Here is a 23922-nt window from a genome sequence, read left to right as displayed (position 1 = left end):
CGCGTGGGAGCTGTGGCTCGCGCCGCTGCGCCCGGGCGGCTCCGCGCTGATGCTCAAGGCCGTGCCGCTCGCGCTCGCGCTGCCCGGCGTCTGGCGGCGTAACATCTATACGATGCAGTGGGCGAGCATGCTGATCCTCGTCTATCTCGCCGAAGGCATCGTGCGCGGCATGTCCGATCGCGGGCTGTCCGCGACGCTCGGCTGGTGCGAGACCGCGCTTGCCGTTGGCTTCTTCGTGGCGGCGCTGGCTTACGTCGCGCCGTTCAAGCGCGCGGCGAAAAAACCGCGCGCCACGTCCTGACCCTTACGCGACAAGGTGATGATGTCCTCCGAAGCTTTCGTTTCCGCGTGCCGCGACGCGATCGGCGCCGATCACGTCCTGACCGATCCGCACGATACCGAACCGTTCCTGACCGACTGGCGCCGCCGCTACAAGGGCGCGGCGTGCGCGGTGCTGAGGCCCGCGAACACGGCCGAAGTCGCCGCGCTCGTGAAGCTCGCCAACGCGCACGGCGTCGCGCTCGTGCCGCAGGGCGGCAACACGGGCCTCGCCGGCGGCGCGACGCCCGATGCGAGCGGCAGCCAGGCCGTGCTGAGCCTGGCGCGCCTGAACCGCGTGCGCGCGCTCGATCCGCACAACAACACGATCACCGTCGAAGCCGGCGTGATCCTCGCCGACGTGCAGGCGCGCGCTCGCGAAGGCGGCCGGCTGTTCGCGCTGAGCCTCGCGGCGGAAGGCAGCTGCACGATCGGCGGCAACCTGTCGACCAATGCGGGCGGCACCGCGGTGCTGCGCTACGGCAACGCGCGCGAGCTGTGCCTCGGGCTCGAGGTCGTGACGCCGCAGGGCGAGATCTGGGACGGGCTGCGCGGACTGCGCAAGGACAACACCGGCTACGACCTGCGCGACCTGTTCATCGGCGCCGAAGGCACGCTCGGGATCATCACGGCGGCCGTGATGAAGCTGCATCCGCTGCCGGCCGCGCAGGTCACGGCGCTGGCCGCACTCGAATCGCCGCACGCGGCGCTCGATTTCCTCGCGCTCGCGCAGCGCGCGGCCGGGCCGCTGCTGACCGGCTTCGAGCTGATGTCGGATTTCTGCATGCAGCTGGTCGGCAAGCACTATCCGCAACTGCGCTACCCGTTCGCGCAGACGCATGCGCAAACGGTGCTGCTGGAGCTGTCCGACAACGAAAGCGAAGCGCATGCGCGCGCGCTGTTCGAGAAGCTGATGGAAGACGCGTTCGAGGCCGGGCTCGTGGTCGACGCGGTGGTCGCGGAAAGCCTCGCGCAATCGCGCGCGTTCTGGGACCTGCGCGAGCACATCCCGCTCGCGCAGGCCGACGAAGGGCTCAACATCAAGCACGACATCGCGGTGCCGATCTCGTCGATCGCACGCTTCATCGACGAGACCGACGCGGCGATCCAGCAGGCCGCGCCGGGCGCGCGCATGGTCACGTTCGGCCACCTCGGCGACGGCAACCTGCACTACAACGTACAGACGCCCGAAGGCGGCGATCCGAAGGCGTTCCTCGCGGAATTCCAGAAGCCGATCAACCGGATCGTCTACGACAACGTGCATCGCCATCACGGCACGATCAGCGCGGAGCACGGCATCGGCCAACTGAAGATCGACGACGCGCAACGCTACAAGTCGCCGGTCGAAACCACGCTGATGCGCACGCTGAAGACCGCGCTCGACCCGCGCGGCCTGATGAATCCCGGCAAGGTCCTGCGCTGACGCCGCCTACTCAGGAGCCAAGCCCGTGAAAGTCCGCGTCTTGTCCGACCTGCATCTTGAAAACAACCTGCCCGACGCGATCCCGCATGCCGACGCGGATCTCGTCGTGCTGGCCGGCGACATCCACAATCACGCGGAAGGCCTGCGCTGGGCCGCCGAGACGTTCGACCCCGCAGTGCCGGTGGTCTACGTGCCGGGCAACCACGAGTACTACGACGGGGAATTCGGCGCGCTGGAGACGGCGATGCGCGACGCGGCGCATGCGCTCGACAACGTGCATTACCTGAACAACGGCGTCTACGTCGATCCCGCCCAACGTTTTCGCGTACTGGGCACGACGCTCTGGGCCGATTTTTCGCTGTTCGGCCGGGACGAAGCCAGCGTCGCGCGTGCGATCGACGCCGCGCTGCGGGTGATGCTCGATTTCAAGGGACTGATCCAGGTGACGTGGCCGCACGATGCGGCCCTGCATGCGGCAGCGGACGTGTCGGAACGGGATTTCGCGCCGGCCGACGCGATCGCGCTGCACCGGCGCGGCCGCGCATGGCTGGAAACACAACTGGCGGCGCCGTTCGCGGGCACGACGATCGTCGTCACCCATCATGCGCCGCACCGGCGCTCGCTGGCGGAACGCTATGCGGAGGATCTGGCGTCGGCGGGGTTCGTCACGGACATGGCGGAACTGGTGCGGCCGCCGGTGGATCTGTGGCTGCACGGCCACACGCATACGTCATTCGACTACGTGGCGGACGGCGGCACGCGCGTGGTGTGCAATCCGCGCGGCTACCTTCACCGGCGCACCGGCGAATGGGAAAACCCCGCGTTCGCGTGGGACAAGGTCGTCGAGCTCGGCTGAGCGCCGGCCCGGGCGGCCGCGTAGCGCGGCGTTGCCCGTCTGAAACGTGACGGCGGGATCAGCGGCCGGGGCGGCGCGGCTCGCGCACGCGGACCGGCACGGGCTTCATCTGCGCCTTCGCCTTCATCGCACGCAGCAGGTCGCGGGTCGCCGCCGCGGCGGCAGCCGCGCCCAGCAGGACGCCAAGGCCGATCATCAGGTGCGTATCCATCGCTACTCCGGTGTGGTGTATCTCGTTAATTCCAACAGTATCAAACTGTCTGACACACGTTCGTAAAAAAATGTTGCGTGAAGGACAAATCTCGTCAGATGGCGCCCGACCGCGCGGTCATGTCGCACGCGTGTACTGTTCGAGCGCCGCTTCGTCGGCTTCGAGCGTGAGCGGCAGCTCTTCGCGCAGGAAATCGACCCAGGTCCGGATTTTCGCGTCGAGGTACTGGCGCGACGGATACAGCGCATAGATGTTCATCACGTGCGACCGGTACTCCGGCATCACGCGCACGATGTGCCCGCTGCGCAGCCAGCCGATCGCCGAATAGAGCGGCAGCCCGCCGACCCCCATCCCCTCCCGCACGGCCACCGCGAGCGCCTCCGCGACGTTCACGCGGAACGGCGGCGCCGTGATCGGCACGACCTCGTCGCCGTTCGGCCCCGCCAGCGCCCATTCGTCGAAGTGAAAGCCCGGCGCGACCATCCCGAGGCACACATGCTGCGCGAGATCGGCCGGCCGCTGCGGCACGCCGTGCGACTCGACATAGCCCGGCGATGCGCACACGACGCTGTAGCTCTCGCCGAGCCGCTGCGACACGAGCCCCGAATCGGGCAGATCGCGGCCGACGACGATCGCGACGTCGTACCCCTCGTCGAGCAGGTCGGGCATCCGCTGCGCGAGCGTCAGCTCGACGTGCACGTCCGGATAGCGCTCGCGATAGCGCGCGATGGCCGGCACCAGATAGTGCTGGCCGAGGCTCGTGAAGCAATGGACCTTCAGCTTGCCGGACGGACGCGCGTGCGCGTCGCCCGCCTCGGCTTCGGCCTGGTCGACGTAAGCGAGGATCTGTTCGCAGCGCTGCAGATAGCGCTCGCCCGCTTCGGTCAGCGCGATCCGGCGCGTCGTGCGGTTCAGGAGACGCGTGCGCAGGTGGGCCTCGAGATCCGAGACCGCGCGCGACGCGTAGGCGGTGGTCGAATTCATCTGCTGGGCGGCCGCGGTAAAGCTTCCCGCGTCCACCACGCGGACGAATACCCGCATGTTTTGTAGCGTATCCATCCCATTACCCGTTTGAATCCGGAGGGATTGTTGCACAGGGTCCAACAAATATTATCTCAGGATTCGTAAAAATGACTTGCACCGTTGTCCGTTTATTCAGGAATCACTGAAAAATATAATCGCCTCCGACTCATCTATATCCGAAAGGGAGAAAATCGTGCAGTCTCCGGCGACAAAAGGGACGCTCGCACTGGCGGTTCTTGCAGTCTCATTAATAATGGCCGGTTGCGCGAGCATGGGCGACAACAAAACCCAGTCCACTCGCATCGAAGCGAACGCACTCGACGCCGGCGCGGCCATCCGCGCGGCCGACCGAGACGCGGGCTGGCCCGCCGCCGACTGGTGGCGCGCGTACCGCGATCCCCAGCTCGATGCATGGATCGCCGCCGCCCAGGCCGGCAACCCGACCCTCGCGGCCGCCGAGGCCCGTGTGCGCGAAGCGCAGGCGATGGCGCGCGTCGCCCGCTCGGCCGAACTGCCGCAGATCAACGGCAACCTGTCGCTGATGCGCCAGCACTGGCCGGACAACGTGTACTACGGCCCGGGGCCGCTCGCGAACGCCGACACCTGGAACAATACCGGCTCGCTCGGCCTGTCGTACCACCTCGATCTGTGGGGCAAGGACAAGAACGCGACCGAGCGGGCGCTCGACACCGCGCATGCGACCGCCGCCGACGCGCGCGCGGCGAAGCTCGAACTCGAAGTCAACGTGGTGCGCGCGTATGTCGGCATGTCGATGAACTACGCGCTGCTGGACCTCGCGCACGAGACGTTCGAACGCCAGCGCTCGCTCGCCGATCTCGCGCGCAAGCGGCTGCAGGCCGGCCTCGGCACGCAGCTCGACGTGAGCCAGGCGGAATCGACGCTGCCGGACTACGAGCGCCAGATCGACAGCTACGAAGAGGCGATCCAGCTCGCGCGCCACCAGCTCGCCGCACTGGCCGGCAAGGGCCCCGGCGCCGGCGACACCATCAAGCGGCCGCAGCTTGCGCTCGATGCGCCGGCCGGCCTGCCGTCGGCGATGCCGGCCGACCTGCTCGGCCGCCGCCCCGACGTCGTCGCGGCGCGCTGGACGGTCGACGCGCAGGCGCGCGGCATCGACGTCGCGAAGGCGTCGTTCTACCCGAACATCGACCTGCTCGCGACGGTCGGCGGCTTCGGCGTGACCGCGCCGTTCACCGACTTCCTGCGCGCGATGAACGGCGGCTGGACGGCCGGCCCCGCGCTGTCGCTGCCGATCTTCGAAGGCGGTCGGCTGCGGGCGCAGCTCGGCGCCGCGAACGCCGGCTACGACCAGGCGGTCGAGCGCTACAACCAGACGATCGTCGGCGCGCTCAAGGACATCGCCGACCAGGTCGTGCGAATCCGCTCGCTCGATACGCAGAAGAAGGACGCCGCGCGCTCGGTGGCGGCCAACAATCGCAGCTATCAACTGTCGCGCGAAGGCTTCCGCCGCGGGCTGACCGATTACGTGAACGTGCTGGTCGCGCAACAGCAACTGCTGCGCGCGCAGGAGACGGCCGCCCGCATCGACGCGGAACGCCTCGCCGCGCACGCGCAGCTGATGGCCGCGCTCGGAGGTGGAGTCGAGACGGGCAGCGACGTGCCGAAGGACGAAGCTGCCGCCGCGGTTGCCGCGCCCGCCGCCGCATCGGGCACGAAGCCCGCGGCAGCCGTCGCCCGGCCCGCGGAAGTCGCTACCACCGGCGCGTCCGGCGTGCCGGCCGCACGGTAACGCGGAGCGTCGCCATGTCAGCCTCCTCCCCCGCTTCAACGCCCGCCGGCGGCCCGTTCGCGGCCTGGTATGCCGCATTCGGCGACTGGGCCCGCACCGACGGCGCCGCGTGGCTCTATCTGTTCAAGGCGCTGCTCGCCGCGTTCATCGCGACCGGCGTGTCGATGCGGCTCGACCTGCCCGCGCCGAAAACGGCGATGACGACGGTGTTCATCGTGATGCAGCCGCAAAGCGGCGCGGTGCTCGCGAAAAGCTTCTATCGCGTCGCCGGCACGATCTTCGGATTGATCGCGACGCTCACCTTCGTCGGGCTGTTCCCGCAGCAGCCGCAGCTGTTCCTGCTGGCGGTCGCGCTGTGGGTCGCCCTGTGCACGGCCGGCGCCGCGCGCAACCGCAACTTCCGCAGCTACGGCTTCCTGCTGGCCGGCTACACGACCGCGCTGATCGGGCTGCCCGCGTCGCAACACCCGGACGGTGCGTTCATGAGCGCGATGACGCGCGTGGCCGAAATCATGGTCGGGATCGTGTCGGCCGGCGTGGTCAGCGCCCTCGTGTTTCCGCGGACCACCGGCGAGCAGATGCGCACGACGGTACGCAAGCGCTTCGGCAGCTTCGTCGACTACGTCGCGGCGGCGCTGTCGGGCCAGCTCGACCGCGCGCATATCGAAACCATTCACACGCGCTTCGTCGCCGACGTGGTCGGGTTCGAGGCCGCGCGCAGCATGGCCGTGTTCGAGGACCCGGACACGCGGATGCGCAGCGGCCGCCTTGCGCGGCTGAACAGCGAGTTCATGAGCGCGTCGAGCCGCTTCCATGCGCTGCACCAGTTGATGAACCGGCTGCATGCGGCCGGCGCGCAGGCCGCGATCGACGCGATCGAGCCGTACTTTCGCGAGATCGCCCCGCTGCTGCTGACGCCGGCCGGCGAACCGGTGCGCACGTCGGCCGATGCCGGCCACGCGGCCACGCAACTGCTCGCGTGGCGCGACGCGCTGCCGCGCCGCATCCGCGCGACGCGCGCGGCGCTCGAAACGCAGCCGGACTTTCCGCTGCTCGACTTCGATACGGCCGCCGAACTGCTGTACCGCTTCATCACCGACCTGCACGAATACGCGGCCACCTACGCGTCGCTGTCGAGCGCGACGCACGAACGCGAACGCTGGATCGAGCGCTACGAGCCGCGCACCAATGCAACGGCGATGGTGATCGCGGCGATTCGCACCGCGACCGTGATCCTCGTGCTCGGCTGGTTCTGGATCGAGACCGCGTGGCCGAGCGGCGTGACGATGACACTGACGGCGGCGGCCACCTGCGCGCTCGCGTCGTCGACGCCGCGCCCCACCGCGATGTCCGCGCAGATGGGCATGGGCACGGCGCTCGCCGTCTGCACGGGCTTCCTGCTGACGTTCGGCATCTATCCGCACATCGACGGCTTCCCGCTGCTGTGCGTCGCGCTGGCGCCGCTGCTCGCGATCGGCATCTTCATGACGCTGAAGCCGAAGCTCGCCGGCTACGGGATGGGCTACCTGATCTTCTTCAGCTTCCTCGCCGGCCCGGACAACATCACGCACTACGATCCGACCAGCTTCATGAACGATTCGCTCGCGCTCGTGCTGGCGATGCTGGCGTCGGCGATCGCGTTCGCGGTGCTGTTCCCGCCGACCGCGCCGTGGCACAAGAAGCGGCTGTTCGCGGACTTGCGCCACCAGGCCGTCGCGGCCGGCCACGCGCGGCTCGCGGGGTTGCGCACGCGCTTCGAAAGCGGCGCGCGCGACCTGATGTACCAGGCGCACACGCTGTCGGCCGACCAGCCCGACGTGCAGCGCGACGCGCTGCGCTGGATGTTCGCGGTGCTCGAAACCGGCAACGCGACGATCGACCTGCGTCACGAGCTCGCGACGCTGCCGGCCGACCCGCGCTATGCGCCGGCGATGCCGTGGCGGCGCGCGATCGACACGATGCGCACCGCGCTGTCGGCATTGTTCACCCGGCCGAGCGCCGCGCGTTTCGACGCGACGCTCGCCGCGACCAATGCGGCGATCGACGCGACCCGGCAAACGCTCGATGCGGTCGAGCCGTCGCGCGACGAGCGCCACCGGCTGCAGCGCATCCTGAGCCACCTGCATTTCGTGCGGACCGCGCTGCTCGACCCGGAATCGCCGCTCGAGCCGCTCAACCGCAACCGCCCCGTGCATCCCCAACCAGGAGCCTCGTCATGATGCCGCGTGAAATCGCCATTCTCGATGCCTACATGCCGACGGTGGTGCTGATGTTCGTCCTCGGCGCGATCGCGACCTGGGCTGTCGACCGCCTGCTCGCCTATACGGGCCTCTACCGTCTCGTCTGGCACCCGTCGCTGTTCCGGGCCTGCCTTCTCGTCTGCATTTGCGGCGGACTGAGTCTTGCCGTTTACCGTTGATTCCGAACCATCATGATTCTCAGAAAACTCTTCGGCTTCGTCGCGACCGCCGTCATCCTTCTCGTCGCGATCCTGATCGGGCGCTCGCTGTGGGTGCACTACATGGATGATCCGTGGACGCGCGACGGGCGCGTGCGCGCCGAGATCGTCAACGTCGCGCCGGACGTGTCGGGCGCGATCGTCGAGCTGCCCGTGCATGACAACCAGCTCGTGAAGAAAGGCGACCTGATCATGCAGATCGACCCGTCGCACTACCAGATCGCGGTCGAGCAGGCGCAGGCGGCGGTGGCCGCCCGCCGCGCGGAACTGCAGATGCGCCGCGACGACGCGGCCCGCCGTGCGGACCTCGATGCGCTCGTCGTGTCGAAGGAAAACCGCGAGAACGCCGCGCACAGCGCGTCGAGCGCCGACGCGCAGTACCAGCAGGCGCTCGCCGCGCTCGACGCCGCGAAGCTCAACCTCGAGCGCACGCGCGTCGTCGCGCCGGTCGACGGCTACATCACGAACCTGCAGACCTTCAAGGGCAACTATGCGGTGGCCGGCCAGGCGAAGCTCGCGATCGTCGACAGCCACTCGTTCTGGGTCTACGGCTACTTCGAGGAAACCAAGCTGCCGCGCGTGAAGATCGGCGCGCCGGCCGAAATGCGGCTGATGAGCGGCGGCGTGATGAAGGGCCACGTGGAAAGCATCTCGCGCGGTATCTACGATCGCGACAACCCGCAAAGCCGCGACCTCGTCGCCGACGTGAACCCGACCTTCAACTGGGTGCGCCTCGCGCAGCGCGTGCCGGTGCGCATCAAGATCGACGAAGTGCCGGCCGACGTAGTGCTGTCGGCGGGCACGACCTGCACGGTCATCATCGATCCCGACAAGCAGAAGAAGTCGTAATCGCCGCGGCGTGCCGCACGCTCAGTGCGCGATGCGGAAACGCCCGACCAGCGCCTTCAATGCCTGAGCCTGCTCGTCGAGCGCGTTCGCGGCAGCCGCCGCCTGCTCGACGAGCGCCGCGTTCTGCTGGGTGCCGGCATCCATCTGCGTGACCGCGCGGCCGATCTCGTCGATCCCCGCGCTCTGCTCGTCCGACGCCGCCGAAATCTCGCCGATGATGTCGGTCACGCGCTTGACCGCGCGCACCACGTCGCCCATCGTACGGCCCGCGTCGTGCGCGAGCGCCGCGCCGTTGGCCACGCGCTCGACCGACGCGCCGATCAGCTCCCGAATCTCCTTGGCCGCGGTCGCCGAGCGCTGCGCGAGTAGCCGCACCTCGCCGGCGACCACCGAGAAGCCGCGCCCCTGCTCGCCGGCGCGCGCGGCCTCGACCGCCGCGTTCAACGCGAGAATGTTGGTCTGGAACGCGATCCCCTCAATCGTGCCGATGATGTCGCGAATGTTCTTCGCGCTGTCGTCGATCTCGCTCATCGTCGCGACCACGCGGCCGACGACTTCCCCGCCCGTCTCCGCAACCGCCGACGCATTGGCCGCGAGCGTGCTCGCCTGCCGCGCGTTCTCGGCGTTCTGCCGCACGGTCGACGTGAGTTGCTCCATGCTGGCGGCGGTGCGCTCGAGCGCGACGGCCTGCTGCTCGGTGCGCCGCGACAGGTCGAGGTTGCCGGTCGAGATTTCGCCGGACGCGGCCGCGATGGCCTCGGCGCTCACCGCGATCTCGCCCACGGTGGCCGCGAGCCCCGTCTGCATCTCGGCCAGCGCGCGCACCATGCTGTCGCGGTCGTGGCGGGCGAGCGTGATCGGCCGCGTCAGGTCGCCGCGCGCGATATCCGCGGCAATCTCCTTCGCGAGCGCGGGCTCGCCGCCGAGCTGCGACGCGAGGCGCCGCACGACGCGCTCGGCGATCGCGACGGCCAGCACGATCAGTGCGGCCGTCATCGCCGCGATCATCGCGAACGACGACGAAAAAATGGTGGCGGACGCATCGAGTGTCGCCTTCGACTTCTCGCCGCGCGTCTTCACGAGTTCGGCGACGAGTTTTTCGAGCTTGCCGGTTTCGACCAGCAGCGACACGTCCTGCGTGCCGACCTGCCAGTTCATCTGCGACAGGTCGAGCGGCTGGGCGCGCACCAGCGTGACGAAATCGCGCAGATGCGTGCTCCACGTGCCGACCGCCGTCGAGAAGGCGCGCAGCCGCGCCGAATCGCCGGCATCGGCCGGATCGGCATAGCGCTGCAGCGTACCGAGCGCCTGGCCGATCGACGCGAGCCCCGCGCTCACCTCGGCGCCGAGCTCGTCGCGCTCCTTCGCGGTGGTCGCGGTCAGCAGCATTTTCTGCGCGCGGCTCGCGCGCAACACCTCGGCTCGCACCTCCGCCGCCGCGCGGCTCGCGACGTGGCCCTGCTCGTAGACCGACGCGATCGACGCGTTCAGCCGGCTGATCTGCCACAGCGAGAACACGCCGATCGCGAGCGTGCCGACCAGCAGGATCGCGAACGCGGCGCGCAACGTCGCCTTGACGGTCCACGGCCGGCGCGTACGACGCGCCGCGCGCGTGCGCCGAGCGGCGCGGCCGACGGCAACGGCGGGTGCGGCGGCGGCCGCACCGGGCTGTGGATGCAAAGATGCTGCTTTCATCGAACTATCCCCGTATGGATCACGCTGCCGGAAAGGTCGGTCCCGGCGGTCCCGCGATGGCAGGCCATGCCGCGCGTCCTGCGCCCGCCCGGCGGGTAGCCGGTGCGGGGCGCGGCGCGCCTGTTGTCATTGGGTCGTTCTACGGCCGCCACCGCCGTTTCTTGAGTCCGGAAAAACACGCACCGGGCCCCGGCGCGGCCCGGCTGAAGGACGGACGCGCCGCCAGCGTTATACCCGTCCAAAAAAGGACGCACCGACCGATCCGTCACACGAATGTCCGATTCGCGATAAAACTTGGCCTGACATTCTCGATACGCCACATTACACTTCTTTGACGCATCAACGAATCGACAACGCGCCGATCCCCAACAGAGCGCGCCAGCCACCTCAACTCGTTCAGCTCACATGGAAACCAGCCTCGACTCCGGAGCCGCCGGCGCAGCCGCCGCCCAGCCGTCCGCACCGCCCGTCGCCCGCACCATCTACCCGGTGCTCGGCGCGATCAGCTTCTCGCACATGCTCAACGACATGATCCAGTCGTTGATCCTCGCGATCTATCCGATGCTCAAGAGCCAGTTCGCGCTGTCGTTCGCGCAGATCGGCCTGATCACGCTCACTTACCAGATCACCGCGTCGCTGCTGCAGCCGCTCGTGGGCCTCTATACCGACAAGCATCCGAAGCCGTATTCGCTGCCGGTCGGCATGGGCTTCACGCTCGCGGGGCTGCTGCTGATGTCGGTCGCGCCGAATTTCCCGATGCTGCTGGTGGCCGCCGCGCTCGTCGGCTGCGGCTCGTCGGTGTTCCATCCCGAATCGTCGCGGGTCGCGCGGATGGCGTCGGGCGGCCGGCACGGGCTCGCGCAGTCGGTGTTCCAGGTGGGCGGCAATGCCGGCTCCGCGCTCGGGCCGCTGCTCGCCGCACTCGTGATCATTCCGCACGGCCAGCACAGCATCGCGTGGTTCTCGGCGGCCGCGCTCGTCGCGATGATCGTGCTCACGCAGATCGGCCACTGGTACAAGAAGCATCCGTCGATGAAGAAGAAGGCCGCGTCGGCCGGCCACCCGACGCTGTCGCGCGGCCGCGTGATGGCCGCGATCGGCGTGCTGGTGCTGCTCGTGTTCTCGAAGTACTTCTACCTCGCGAGCATCAACAGCTATTTCACGTTCTACCTGATCGACAAGTTCCACCTGTCGGTGCAGGCCGCGCAGATCCACCTGTTCGTGTTCCTCGCGGCGGTGGCGGCCGGCACGCTGATCGGCGGGCCCGTCGGCGACCGGATCGGCCGCAAGTACGTGATCTGGGTGTCGATCCTGGGCGTCGCGCCGTTCACGATGCTGCTGCCGTACGCGAACCTGTTCTGGACGAGCGTGCTGACCGTGATCATCGGCGTCGTGCTGGCGTCGGCGTTCGCCGCGATCCTCGTCTATGCGACCGAGCTGATGCCCGGCAAGGTCGGGATGGTCGCGGGCCTGTTCTTCGGCTTCGCGTTCGGCCTGGGCGGCGTCGGCGCGGCCGTGCTCGGCCAGCTCGCCGATGCGACGAGCATCCCGTTCGTCTACAAGGTGTGCTCGTTCCTGCCGCTGATCGGCGTGCTGACGGTGTTCCTGCCGAACCTCGAAAGCAGCCGGCGCAAAAAGGCGTGACGAACGACCGGCCGCGGCGTGCGCGCTGCGGCCGGTCGTCTGGTTCGAATGGGGAATTGTTCGACGGCGGCTTCAGGCCGCCGTCGTCGCATGCAGCGTCAGGAAGCGCTTGAGGATGCCGGACGAATAGCTGCTCGCGATCGCCGACAGGAAGTGCGAGAACGACTGCGTCGCGTGATCGTCGGCCGTATCGGAGATCGTGCGCACGAGCGCGAACGGCACGTCGTGCTCCGCGCACACCTGCGCGATCGCCGCGCCTTCCATCTCGACCGCGAGCGCGTCCGGCAGCGCGTCGCGCAGCGCGACGACCTCCTGCTCGCTCGACACGAACCGGTCACCGCTGATGACGAGCCCCGCGTGCAGCGCCGCGCCGGCGAGCCCGAAGCGCTCGGCGAACCGAGCGCCCTCCTCCTCGACGAACAGCGTGCACGCGGCCCGCAAGCGGGCCGTCAGCGCCGCGTCGGTCGCGAAGCGCGTGATGCCGAGCAAGGGCACCTCGTAACGCGGAAAGAGCGGCGACGCGTCGAGATCGTGCTGCAGCAGCGTATCGGCCACGACGACGTCACCAACCCGCACCGTGCGCGACACGCCGCCCGCGACGCCGGTGAACACCACGCCCGACACGCCGAACACGTGGATCAGCGCGCTGACCGTCGCGGCGGCCGCGACCTTGCCGACCCGCGCGAGCGTGACGACGCAGGCCGCGCCGTGCACGGTGCCGACGTGATAATCGCGGCGGCCGAGCGTGACCGTCTTCATCGCGCCGTCGGCGCGCATCGCGGCGATCAGGTCGCCGAGTTCCTCGGGCAGCGCGGCCAGAATGCCGAGCGGACGGGCGGCAGGCGTCACGACCACGTCGACGTCCATCATTCCACCGCCTGCAGTTTCGCGACCGCGAGCGCGAGCCATTTCTCGCCGTGGCGCTTGAACTTCACCTGCGCCTTCGCATCGGTGCCGTTGCCTTCGAGCGCGGTGACCGTGCCTTCGCCGAACTTGGTGTGGAAGACCTGCTGGCCGACCCGGAAGCCGGCGTCGGCCGCGCGCTGCTTGTTCGCGAACGCGGGCAGCGGCGCGGACACGGCCGCATCGACGATCTGCTCGCGGCTGCCGCCGCCCGGCCGCGCGAACCAGTCGCGCCCGTAGCCGGCATTGTCCGAACGCCCGCCCCAGCGCGACCCGGCCTCGACCTTCGGCGTGAGCCACTTCAGCACGTGCTCCGGCAGTTCGTCGAAGAAGCGCGAGCGCACGTTGTAGCGGGTCTGGCCGTGCAGCATCCGGCTTTGCGCGAACGACAGGTAGAGCCGCTCCTTCGCGCGCGTGATCGCGACGTACATCAGCCGGCGCTCTTCCTCGAGGCCATCCGATTCGAGCACGCTGTTCTCGTGCGGGAACAGCCCCTCCTCGAGGCCCGTGATGAACACGGCCGAGAACTCGAGCCCCTTCGCCGCGTGCACCGTCATCAGCTGCACGGCGTCCTGGCCGGCCTGCGCCTGATTGTCGCCGGCCTCCAGCGACGCGTGCGACAGGAAGCCGGCGAGCGGCGTCATCGTGTCGGGGTTCTGTGCCGGGTCGGCGGGCGACGCCGGGTCGAGCACCTCGACCGCCGGATCGTCGGTTGCGGTGCCGAGCTCGGGCGCTGCGATCGCGCCCGCGCGCAGCGGGATCGAGCGGGCCGGCGTGTCGAGCCCGTAGCCTTCCTCGGCGATGAACGCGGTGGCCGCGTTCACGAGCTCCTGCAGGTTTTCGAGGCGATCCTGGCCTTCGCGCTCGCCCTGGTAGAAATCGGCGAGGCCGCTCGCGCGCACGATGTGTTCGACGGTGTCGGGCAGGTTCATGTGCTGCGTGTCGGCACGCATCTTCGCGATCAGGTTCGCGAACCCGCCGAGGCTCGTGCCGGCCTTGCCGGTCACGTACGGAATCGCGGCGGCCATCGAGCAGCCGTACAGGCGCGCGGCGTCGGCCAGTTGCTCGATCGAGCGCGCGCCGATGCCGCGGGTCGGGAAGTTCACGACGCGCGCGAATGCCGTGTCGTCGTTCGGGTTGTCGATCAGGCGCAGGTACGCGAGCGCGTGCTTCACTTCCTGTCGCTCGAAAAAGCGCAGGCCGCCGTACACGCGGTATGGAATGCCCGACGACATCAGCGTGTGCTCGATCGAGCGCGATTGCGCGTTGCTACGGTACAGGACGGCCACTTCGCTGCGCGCCATCCCGGTATTGATCAGCGAACGGATCTCCTCGACGATCCAGCCGGCTTCCTGCGAATCGGTGCTGGCTTCGTACACGCGCACCGGCTCGCCGTGGCCGGCATCGGTACGCAGGTTCTTGCCGAGGCGGTGCGCGTTGTTCGAGATCAGCTGGTTCGCCGCGTCGAGGATGTTGCCGTGCGAACGGTAGTTCTGCTCGAGCTTGATCAGGTTGCGCACGCGGAATTCGTCTTCGAAATCGCGCATGTTGCCGACGTTCGCGCCGCGGAACGCATAGATCGACTGGTCGTCGTCGCCGACCGCGAAGATCGCGTTCTCGCCGCCCGCGAGCATCTTGAGCCACGCGTACTGCAGCTTGTTGGTGTCCTGGAACTCGTCGACGAGGATGTGCCGGAAGCGCGCCTGGTAGTGCGCGCGCAGCGGCGCGTTGTACGCGAGCAGCTCGTAGCAGCGCAGCAGCAGCTCGGGGAAATCGACGACGCCTTCGCGCTGGCACTGCTGGTCGTACGCCTGGTACAGCTCGACGAACTTGCGGTTGAAGTTGTCGGTCGCGTCGACCTTGTCCGGGCGCAGCCCCTGCTCCTTCGCGTTGTTGATGAAGTACTGGACGTTCTTCGGCGGGTACTTTTCGTCGTCGACGTTCGCCGCCTTCATCAACCGCTTGATCGCGGACAGCTGGTCGGCCGTGTCGAGGATCTGGAAGGTCTGCGGCAGGCCGGCGTCGCGCCAGTGCGTACGCAGCATCCGGTTGCACAGGCCGTGGAACGTGCCGATCCACATCCCGCGCGTGTCGATCGGCATCATCGCCGACAGGCGCGCCATCATCTCGCGCGCGGCCTTGTTCGTGAAGGTGACGGCGAGCACGGTGGGCGGCGACGCATAGCCCTGCTGGATCAGCCACGCGATGCGCGTGATCAGCACGCGGGTCTTGCCGCTGCCCGCCCCTGCGAGGATCAGCGCCGGTTCGTTCGGCAACGTGACGGCGGCGAGTTGTTCGGGGTTCAGATTGGCGAGCAGATCGGGCATGGAGCGGCAGCTGACGGGCGAGAAAAATGCGGACCCGACATTATAAGTCGGCCGCGCGATGCCGTTTCCGATCCGTTCGGTCGCACGCTGCCTGCATGTTGCGAGCGGATTGCGGACACGTTTCGGCCGCGTCCCGACAGGCCCGCGCCGGCAAGGCGATGGCTGGCCGATGGGCATCCATTTATAATTGTCAGATTCGGCATCCAATTCACGCATTTTTCGGCAGATTTCCAACATGAGCGACAACACGCTTGCGAAGAGCTTCGAGCCCCATACCATCGAGTCCCAATGGGGGCCGGAGTGGGAAAAACGCGGCTATGCCGCCCCGGCATTCGATCCGGCCCGCCCCGATTTCGCGATCCAGTTGCCGCCGCCGAACGTGACGGGCACGCTGCACATGGGCCACGCGTTCAACCAGACGATCATGGACGGCCTCGCCCGCTATCACCGGATGCTCGGCGAGAACACGCTGTGGGTGCCCGGCACCGACCACGCGGGGATCGCCACGCAGATCGTGGTCGAGCGCCAGCTCGACGCGCAGGGCGTGTCGCGCCACGACCTCGGCCGCGAGAAGTTCGTCGAGCGCGTGTGGGAGTGGAAGCAGCAGTCCGGCTCGACGATCACCGGCCAGGTGCGCCGCCTCGGCGCGTCGACCGACTGGTCGCGCGAATACTTCACGATGGACGACAAGATGTCGGCCGCCGTGCGCGACGTGTTCGTCACGCTGTATGAACAGGGCCTGATCTATCGCGGCAAGCGCCTCGTCAACTGGGATCCGGTGCTGATGACCGCCGTGTCGGATCTCGAAGTCGTCAGCGAGGAAGAAAACGGCCACCTGTGGCACATCCGCTACCCGCTCGTCGACGGCTCGGGCTCGCTGACGGTCGCCACCACGCGTCCCGAGACGATGCTCGGCGACGTCGCGCTGATGGTTCACCCGGAAGACGAGCGCTACGCGCACCTGATCGGCAAGCTCGTCACGCTGCCGCTGACGGGCCGCGAGATCCCGGTGATCGCCGACGACTACGTCGACCGCGAGTTCGGCACCGGCGTCGTGAAGGTCACGCCCGCGCACGACTTCAACGACTATCAGGTCGGCCTGCGCCACAAGCTCGCGCCGATCGAGATCCTGACGCTCGACGCGAAGATCAACGACAACGGCCCCGAGCAGTATCGCGGCCTCGACCGCTTCGACGCGCGCAAGGCGATCGTGGCCGACCTCGACGCGCAGGGCTTCCTCGACTCGGTGAAGCCGCACAAGCTGATGGTGCCGCGCGGCGACCGCACGGGCGTCGTGATCGAACCGATGCTGACCGACCAGTGGTTCGTCGCGATGACGAAGCCGGCGCCGGAAGGCACGTTCAACCCGGGCAAGTCGATCACCGAAACGTCGCTCGACGTCGTGCGCAGCGGCCAGATCAGGTTCGTGCCGGAAAACTGGACGACCACCTACTACCAGTGGCTCGAGAACATCCAGGACTGGTGCATCTCGCGCCAGCTGTGGTGGGGTCACCAGATTCCCGCATGGTACGGCGAGAACGGCGAGGTGTTCGTCGCGCGCGACGAGGAAGAAGCGCGTGCGCAGGCCGCGGCGAAGGGTTATGCAGGCGCGCTCAAGCGCGACGAGGACGTGCTCGACACGTGGTTCTCGTCGGCACTCGTGCCGTTCTCGTCGCTCGGCTGGCCCAACGAAACGCCTGAGCTGCAGCACTTCCTGCCGTCGTCGGTGCTCGTCACCGGCTTCGACATCATCTTCTTCTGGGTCGCCCGGATGGTGATGATGACGACGCACTTCACCGGCAAGGTGCCGTTCCATACCGTCTACGTGCACGGCCTCGTGCGCGACGCGGAAGGCCAGAAGATGTCGAAGAGCAAGGGCAACACGCTCGACCCGATCGACATCGTCGACGGCATCGACCTCGACACGCTGGTCGCGAAGCGCACGACGGGGCTGATGAACCCGAAGCAGGCCGCGACCATCGAGAAGAAGACGCGCAAGGAATTCCCGGACGGCATCCCCGCGTTCGGCACCGACGCGCTGCGCTTCACGATGGCGTCGATGGCGACGCTCGGCCGCAACGTGAACTTCGACCTCGCGCGCTGCGAAGGCTATCGCAACTTCTGCAACAAGCTGTGGAACGCGACGCGCTTCGTGCTGATGAACTGCGAAGGCCACGACTGCGGCAACGACAAGCCGGAAGTGTGCGGCGCGGGCGACTGCGGCCCCGGCGGCTACCTCGACTTCTCGGCGGCCGACCGCTGGATCGTGTCGCTCTTGCAGCGCACCGAAGCCGACATCGCGACGGGTTTCGCCGATTACCGCTTCGACAACATCGCGAGCAGCATCTACAAGTTCGTGTGGGACGAGTACTGCGACTGGTATCTCGAACTCGCGAAGGTGCAGATCCAGAACGGCACGCCGGAACAGCAGCGCGCCACCCGCCGCACGCTGCTGCGCGTGCTGGAAACGGTGCTGCGCCTCGCGCACCCGGTCATCCCGTTCATCACCGAAGCGCTCTGGCAGAAGGTCGCGCCGCTCGCCGGCCGCTATCCGCAGGGCAAGGCCGACGGCGAGGCGTCGCTGATGACGCAGGCGTACCCGGTCGCGAACCTGCAGAAGCTCGACGAGGCATCCGAGCAGTGGGCGGCAGACCTGAAGGCGATCGTCGACGCGTGCCGCAACCTGCGCGGCGAGATGAACCTGTCGCCCGCGACCAAGGTGCCGCTGCTGGCGGCCGGCGACGCCGAGCGCCTGCGCTCGTTCGCGCCGTACGTCCAGGCGCTCGCGCGCCTGTCGGAAGTGCAGATCCTCGCGGACGAAGCCGCGCTCGACCAGCAAGCGCACGGCGCGCCGATCGCGATCGTCGGCCCGAACAAGCTGGTGCTGAAGGTGGAAATCGACGTCGCGGCCGAGCGCGAGCGCCTGTCGAAGGAAATCACGCGCCTGACGGGCGAGATCGCGAAGTGCAACGCGAAGCTCGGCAACGAGGCTTTCGTTGCGAAAGCACCGCCGGCCGTGGTCGAACAGGAGCAGAAACGTGTCGTGGAATTCCAGAGCACGCTCGAAAAACTGCGTGCGCAGCTCGATCGGTTGCCTGCGTAACAAACGGTAAGGTCATTTGCGTTCACTATAATGCGAACGTGAACATAGACCGTCTGACAAGTCGATTACAGGAATAAAGGTTCGATCATGTTGAAAGTCACCAAGGCGGTATTCCCCGTTGCCGGTCTCGGCACGCGGTTCCTCCCGGCAACGAAGGCGAGCCCGAAGGAAATGCTGCCGGTCGTCGACAAGCCGCTGATCCAGTACGCGGTCGAGGAAGCGATCGCGGCCGGCATTACCGAGATGATCTTCGTCACCGGGCGCAGCAAGCGCGCGATCGAGGACCACTTCGACAAGTCGTACGAGGTCGAGGCCGAACTCGAGGCGCGCGGCAAGGAAAAGCTGCTCGAACTCGTGCGCAGCATCAAGCCGAGCCATGTCGACTGCTTCTACGTGCGCCAGCCGGAAGCGCTCGGCCTCGGCCATGCGGTGCTGTGCGCGGAAAAGCTCGTCGCCGACAACCCGTTCGCGGTGATCCTCGCGGACGACCTGCTCGACGGCAACCCGCCGGTGATGAAGCAGATGGTCGACGTGTTCGACCACTATCACAGCTCGGTGATCGGCGTCGAAGAGATCCCGCCGTCGGAGACGAAGTCGTACGGGATCGTCGACGGCAAGGAATGGGAAGAGTCGATCGTCAAGATGTCGGCGATCGTCGAGAAGCCGGCGCCGGAAGTCGCGCCGTCGAACCTCGGCGTGGTCGGCCGCTACGTGCTGAAGCCGCGGATCTTCGATCACCTGCGCGCGCTGAAGCCGGGCGCGGGCGGCGAACTGCAGCTCACCGATGCGATCCAGGCGCTGCTCGCCGACGAGCAGGTGCTGGCCTACAAGTACCAGGGCACGCGCTACGACTGCGGCAGCAAGCTCGGCTACCTGAAGGCGACGGTCGAATTCGCGCTGCGCCACCCGGAAGTCGGTGCGGAATTCGAGACGTACCTGCGCACCCGCGACGGCGCCCAACCGACCGTCTGAACGCGGCAAGGGCGCGCTCCGGCGCGCCCGCCCTCACCTCACGGCCGCCGCTTCAGCGCGCGTCGGCCGGCTTCACCGAGACGACGCCCGGCATGCCGCCCGCGTCGTCTTTTTTCGTCTTGACCAGCCAGCCGCTGCCGTCGCCGAACGGCACCTTCGCCAGCGCGCTCTTCACGAGCGCCGGCGCGGCCTGCTGCGTACCGGGATCGCGATCGCGCAGCGACGCCGACACGCGATAGACGTCGGCGCCCGATTTCGCATCGACGAAGCGCAGCGTCAGCACGTGACGGTACACGCGGCCCATGAACGGCAGCGCGAACGGCGCGGGCCCGTCGACCGTCACGCACGCGCTGCTCGCCGCGCCGCACCGCTCGGCGCTCGCCGCGACCGCCGCCGGCTGCGTCGCGTACGCGATCGACAGCCGGTAACGCGCGTCCTTGAGCGGCTGCGCATCGAAGCCGCGACGCGCGAGCTCGTCGCGCACGAGCGTCTCGATCTGCCGGTATTCGGCGTCGTCCGCCTGTGCGGCCGTCCGCGCGAAGTCGTAGCCGTGCGCACCGGATGCAAACGCATTCGGCTGCCCGACCGCACTCACGCCGCTCGTCACGCCGGCGCAACCCGTCAACAGCGACGCCGCCAGCGCGGTCGCTGCCCATTGCTTTCTCATGACTTTCCCCAAATGCCTGCCGTCGCGCCCGGCCCTGTCAGGCGGACGGCTCGTCGATCGCGGGCAGCGACACCGTCACCGCGGTGCCGACACCCACTTCGCTGTCGACCGACACGCTGCCCCCATGGCGCGTGACGACCGTCTTCACGAACGCCATGCCGAGCCCGGAACCCGAGATTTCGGGCCGCTCGCCGGCATGGAATCGCTTGAAACGCTCGAACAGATGCCGCTGATCTTCCGGCGCAATGCCGTACCCCTGATCGCGAATCGTACAGAACATCCGCTTCGATGCGTGCTCGACCGTCAGCGTACACGTGATCACCGTGTCGGACGGACTGTATTTGACCGCATTGTTCAGCAGGTTCACGAAGGCGCGCGTGATCAGCGAGCGGTCCGCGCGCACCCAGCACATGTCGGTGCCCACGCCGGTCTCCACGCGGATGTGCTTCGCCTGCGCCTGCGGCCACACCTCGTCGCTCGCGTCGATCAGCACGTCGACGAGGCTCGTCACCTCGAGCTGGTACGCCTGCGACTCGGCGCGCGCCAGTTGCACGAACTCGTCGGCGAGCGACAGCGCGCGGTGCGCATAGCGCTCGATTCGCGCGAGCAGCCCGCGCATCGCGTCGCTTTCGACGCGGTCGCGCTCGATCTCGACCAGTGCGAGGATCGACGACTGCGGCGAACGCATGTCGTGCGACAGCAGGTGCAGCGCTTCCTCGCGCTGCCGCTCGGCCGCGTGCAGCTCGGTCACGTCGACGAGGCCGGCAATCCAGCCGGTCACGCGCCCTTGCGCGTTCGTACATGCCGCGTAGCGTAGCAGATGGTCGAGCCCGTCGCGATCGCGCACCTCGATGCCGCGCGCCATCGCGTCGTGCTCGGCCTCGAGCGTCGGGTCGAGCACGGCCGGCCAGTGCCCGCGGATCGCCGCGTCGTGCTCGGCGTTGCCGTCGACGGTCTTCATGAACGTCAGCTCGCCGAGCGCGGTGCGCAGCGGCCGCCCTTCCGGCAGCGGCAGCGCGAGCCGCGACCCGTAGCGTTTCGCCGCATGGTTGGCGATCAGCACGGTGCCGGCGAGGTCGGTCACGAAGATCGGCTCGGGCATGCTGTCGAGGCTGTCCCACACGAAGCGCTTCATGTCCTGCACACGCTGTGCGGCCTGCGCCATCAGCGCCATCTGCCGCTCCAGCACGTCGCCGCCGACGCTGCGCGTGCGCGGCGCCTCGGGCAGCAGGTGCGGCTCGTCGGCGAGCTTCTGCAGCTCGCGGCGCAGGTACGACATCGTCATTTCCAGCCGCCGCCAGTTCCAGATCGGGTAGACGGCGATCAGCCCGAAGATCGCGGGCGCCGGCGTCAGCCAGATGCGTGCCTCGAACAGCAGCGCCAGGCTCGCGACAACGGCGAGCGCGGCGAGGCTCAGCGTCAGCAGCAACGCACGCCACGGCGACAGCATCAGGAAGCCGCCCAGCAACACGGCGAGCGGCAGCAGCGATGCGACGAACAACCCCGCACGCGACGCGGGCGAGATCGCACTGCCGGTCGCCAGCATGTCGAGCACGTTGGCATGGATATACACGCCGGCGAGCGGGCCGAACTCGCCGGACACCGGCGTCGCGAAGCGATCGTACAGCCCGGACGCCGTCACGCCGACGACGACGATCTTGCCGCGCAGCGCGTCGGGCTTCACGCGCCCTTCGAGCACGTCGTCGAACGACAGCGTCGGATACGCGGGCGTATTGCGGCTGAACGGAATCAGGTAGCGGCCGTCGCCCGCCGCATCACGCGACAGGTCGTGCGCGTCCGCGCCGGGCACGCCGCCGACCGGATGCAGCCGGCCGGCCTGGATCGCGCGATAGACGGGCACCATCAGTTGCGGCCAGCGCACGCGGCCGTCGCTTTCGAACAGCGCGACGCTGCGCACGATGCCGTCGCGATCGACCTCGAGATTGATATGGCCCAGCCCCGTCGCGCGCGCGGCGAGCGCGGCGACCGGCGGATCGACGGAGCGCGTGCCGTCCGCCTGCTCGGGGCTCAACAGCACCGGCAGGAAGGTCGGCACGCGGCTCATCGCGTCCGCGAACGCGCGATCCTCCGACGATGGTTCGGTAAACAGCACGTCGTAGACGACCGCGGCCGGCTGCGCGCGCGCCAGCGTATCGAGCAGCCGCGCATGCACGTCGCGCGGCCACGGCCAGCGGCCGAGCGCGGATACGCTCTGGTTGTCGATGTCGACGACGACCACGTCGGGCGACAGCGGCAGGCTGCGCAGCATCAGCAGCCGGTCGTAGATCAGCCCGTCGACGCTCGACGACAGGCGGCCGAGCGCGCACACGAGAATCACCGCGATCCCGAGGCAGCCGATCGCGATCCATTCGATCAGGAAGCGGCGGCCGAGGTGCCGCCGCGGAGAAACGGAGTCGGGTTTCATGCGCCGCGGATCAGCGCGACAACGTGAACGCGCTGACCGGACTGGTCTTCTCGTAGAACTTGCCGCCTTCGAATTCCTCGACGGTCACGGCCCAGAAATAGTCGCCCGGCGGCAGGTGCGCGACGGTGATCTGGCGCGCGTGCAGGCCGACCTGGTCGACGACCGGCGCGCTCAGGTCCTTCGAGCGCGACAGCACGAACCGGTAACGCGCATTCTTGCCTGAGCCGTTCGGCGACCAGCGGAACTCGTAACCGCCCGCGCCCTGCGACGCGCTCGCGTCGAGCCCCATCACGCGGCGTTCGAACGCATAGGTGCGCGGCAGCCCCTCGAGGCCGTTCGCATCGATCGCGGCGATCCGCACGAAGTAGTTGCCGTTCGGCACGTCGCGGAACACCGCGCGCGGCGAATCGGTGCGCGTTTCGCGGAACAGGTCGAGCAGCCCCGCATCGTGCGCGAGCTGCACGCGATACGCATGCGCCTGCGCGAGCGGCGTGACGTCGAATGCGACGTCTGGCTCGTCCTGCACCTTGTCGGGATGCGCGAGCGCGGGGGCGCCCAGCAGCTGGACGGGCGCGCCGACCGCGCCGGACGACGTCGCGACGCTGCCGAAGTTCGCATGCACGAGCGTCGCGTCGGCCTGCCGGCCGCCCGCGACGCCGACGGTGCCGTCGAGCACTTCGACACGCGTCGTCGCCGTGCCGGCCGCGTCGTAGTTCACGCGAAAGCGCGTGCCGCGCACGCCGGCCACGACCGACGGCGAGCGGATCTGGAAGCGGTCGTCGCGTTTCTTCAGGTGGGTGACTTCGCTGTCGACCGAGCCGCGCGTGAGTTCGAACTCGCGATCGAGCGTGCCGGTCAGCACCGTGCGGCGCAGCGACTTCAGGTCGAGCTGGCTGTCGGGCGGCAGGCTCATGTGCGTGCCGTCGGCCAGCTCGATCGTCACGAAGCCGTTCGGGCCGGTGCGCACGCGATCGCCTTCGGCGAGCGTCGCATCGTTCGCGAGCGGCGCGAAAGCCGCGCCGGACGCACGCTCGGCCGTGCCCTGCACCGCGATCACGCGCGCGGTGAGCTTTTCCTTGCGCAGGCGCGCGACCGGCAGCTTCAGCGCGATGCCGGGCTGCAGGCGCTTCGGCGCCGGCACGCCGTTGATCTGCTGGAGCAGTTGCCAGTCGTCCGCGCCCTGCAGGTAGCGCGCGGCGACGTCGTACAGCGTGTCGCCGGCCTGCGTGCGATAGACGACCGTCTTGCCCGCGGCGGCGGGCGGCTGCGCCGCGGCC

18 protein-coding genes are annotated in these 23922 nt (G+C 68.5%); 10 read left to right on the top strand and 8 right to left on the bottom strand.

The window, feature by feature from the left end; all coding sequences use genetic code 11:
- The 3 genes from H3O04_RS19555 to H3O04_RS19545 all read left to right on the top strand — a co-directional run.
- A partial coding sequence (locus H3O04_RS19555; protein ID WP_202588289.1) for a DUF2069 domain-containing protein occupies positions 1–301 on the top strand: 301 nt, incomplete at its 5' end.
- 18 nt (positions 302–319) lie between these two features.
- Positions 320–1741: an FAD-binding oxidoreductase gene (locus H3O04_RS19550; RefSeq protein WP_202588288.1), complete on the top strand. Its 1422-nt coding sequence runs from the start codon at positions 320–322 to the stop codon at positions 1739–1741.
- 25 nt (positions 1742–1766) lie between these two features.
- The gene (locus H3O04_RS19545; RefSeq protein ID WP_202588287.1) at positions 1767–2597 is read left to right on the top strand and encodes a metallophosphoesterase; all 831 of its coding nucleotides are present in this window, start codon (positions 1767–1769) and stop codon (positions 2595–2597) included.
- Positions 2598–2655: 58 nt separating this feature from the next.
- Here the strand turns inward: H3O04_RS19545 and H3O04_RS19540 are convergent, their stop codons facing one another.
- Complete coding sequence (locus tag H3O04_RS19540; RefSeq protein ID WP_006476208.1) at positions 2656–2808, bottom strand: hypothetical protein; 153 nt, start codon at positions 2806–2808, stop codon at positions 2656–2658.
- A 117-nt stretch (positions 2809–2925) separates the two neighbouring features.
- Positions 2926–3867 carry a LysR family transcriptional regulator gene (locus H3O04_RS19535; RefSeq protein WP_006485634.1) on the bottom strand — a complete coding sequence of 314 codons (942 nt, stop codon included), beginning with the start codon at positions 3865–3867 and terminating at the stop codon, positions 2926–2928.
- Positions 3868–4024: 157 nt separating this feature from the next.
- Between H3O04_RS19535 and H3O04_RS19530 the strand changes: the two genes are divergently transcribed.
- From H3O04_RS19530 to H3O04_RS19515, 4 genes are read left to right on the top strand one after another with little or no spacing between them, the layout of a single operon-like run.
- Complete coding sequence (locus tag H3O04_RS19530) at positions 4025–5602, top strand: efflux transporter outer membrane subunit (RefSeq protein WP_080001067.1); 1578 nt, start codon at positions 4025–4027, stop codon at positions 5600–5602.
- A 14-nt stretch (positions 5603–5616) separates the two neighbouring features.
- The gene (locus H3O04_RS19525) at positions 5617–7821 is read left to right on the top strand and encodes an FUSC family protein (protein WP_006476211.1); all 2205 of its coding nucleotides are present in this window, start codon (positions 5617–5619) and stop codon (positions 7819–7821) included.
- Positions 7818–8021 (top strand): DUF1656 domain-containing protein, encoded by a 204-nt coding sequence (locus tag H3O04_RS19520; RefSeq protein WP_006476212.1) that lies wholly within the window; start codon positions 7818–7820, stop codon positions 8019–8021. The genes H3O04_RS19525 and H3O04_RS19520 overlap by 4 nt, the downstream gene beginning before the upstream one ends.
- A 12-nt stretch (positions 8022–8033) precedes the next feature.
- On the top strand, positions 8034–8909 hold the full coding sequence (locus H3O04_RS19515; protein WP_006476213.1) for an efflux RND transporter periplasmic adaptor subunit: 876 nt from the start codon (positions 8034–8036) through the stop codon (positions 8907–8909).
- Positions 8910–8930: 21 nt separating this feature from the next.
- Here the strand turns inward: H3O04_RS19515 and H3O04_RS19510 are convergent, their stop codons facing one another.
- Positions 8931–10604 (bottom strand): methyl-accepting chemotaxis protein, encoded by a 1674-nt coding sequence (locus H3O04_RS19510; RefSeq protein ID WP_202588286.1) that lies wholly within the window; start codon positions 10602–10604, stop codon positions 8931–8933.
- 405 nt (positions 10605–11009) lie between these two features.
- Between H3O04_RS19510 and H3O04_RS19505 the strand changes: the two genes are divergently transcribed.
- Positions 11010–12248, top strand: a complete 1239-nt coding sequence (locus H3O04_RS19505) for an MFS transporter (RefSeq protein WP_053524010.1) — start codon at positions 11010–11012, stop codon at positions 12246–12248.
- A 72-nt stretch (positions 12249–12320) separates the two neighbouring features.
- Here the strand turns inward: H3O04_RS19505 and H3O04_RS19500 are convergent, their stop codons facing one another.
- Both H3O04_RS19500 and H3O04_RS19495 read right to left on the bottom strand, forming a co-directional pair.
- On the bottom strand, positions 12321–13118 hold the full coding sequence (locus H3O04_RS19500) for a 5'-methylthioadenosine/adenosylhomocysteine nucleosidase (RefSeq protein ID WP_124477975.1): 798 nt from the start codon (positions 13116–13118) through the stop codon (positions 12321–12323).
- Complete coding sequence (locus H3O04_RS19495; RefSeq protein WP_202588285.1) at positions 13115–15478, bottom strand: UvrD-helicase domain-containing protein; 2364 nt, start codon at positions 15476–15478, stop codon at positions 13115–13117. Before H3O04_RS19495 ends, H3O04_RS19500 begins: the two co-directional genes overlap by 4 nt.
- Before the next feature lie 235 nt (positions 15479–15713).
- Here H3O04_RS19495 and H3O04_RS19490 point away from each other — a divergent pair, with 235 nt between their 5' ends.
- Both H3O04_RS19490 and galU read left to right on the top strand, forming a co-directional pair.
- A complete protein-coding gene (locus H3O04_RS19490; protein ID WP_202588284.1) occupies positions 15714–18581 on the top strand; it encodes a valine--tRNA ligase in 2868 nt (955 codons plus the stop codon).
- An 87-nt stretch (positions 18582–18668) separates the two neighbouring features.
- Entirely contained in the window at positions 18669–19553 is an 885-nt protein-coding gene (gene galU / locus H3O04_RS19485; RefSeq protein WP_006476218.1) for a UTP--glucose-1-phosphate uridylyltransferase GalU, read from the top strand.
- A 52-nt stretch (positions 19554–19605) separates the two neighbouring features.
- Here the strand turns inward: galU and H3O04_RS19480 are convergent, their stop codons facing one another.
- From H3O04_RS19480 to H3O04_RS19470, 3 genes are all read right to left on the bottom strand, one after another.
- Positions 19606–20220, bottom strand: coding sequence for a DUF4136 domain-containing protein (locus H3O04_RS19480; RefSeq protein WP_011545219.1), 615 nt, complete (start codon positions 20218–20220; stop codon positions 19606–19608).
- Between the two features lie 37 nt (positions 20221–20257).
- The gene (locus H3O04_RS19475) at positions 20258–22645 is read right to left on the bottom strand and encodes a CHASE2 domain-containing protein (RefSeq protein ID WP_202588283.1); all 2388 of its coding nucleotides are present in this window, start codon (positions 22643–22645) and stop codon (positions 20258–20260) included.
- Positions 22646–22655: 10 nt separating this feature from the next.
- A partial coding sequence (locus H3O04_RS19470) for a FecR family protein (RefSeq protein WP_202588282.1) occupies positions 22656–23922 on the bottom strand: 1267 nt, incomplete at its 5' end.

This window comes from Burkholderia sp. KCJ3K979 (genome assembly GCF_016759955.1).
In the GTDB taxonomy this organism is placed as follows: Bacteria; Pseudomonadota; Gammaproteobacteria; order Burkholderiales; family Burkholderiaceae; genus Burkholderia; species Burkholderia orbicola.
The sequence above is the reverse complement of the archived record's forward strand: the minus strand, read 5'-3'. Positions and strand labels throughout refer to the sequence as shown.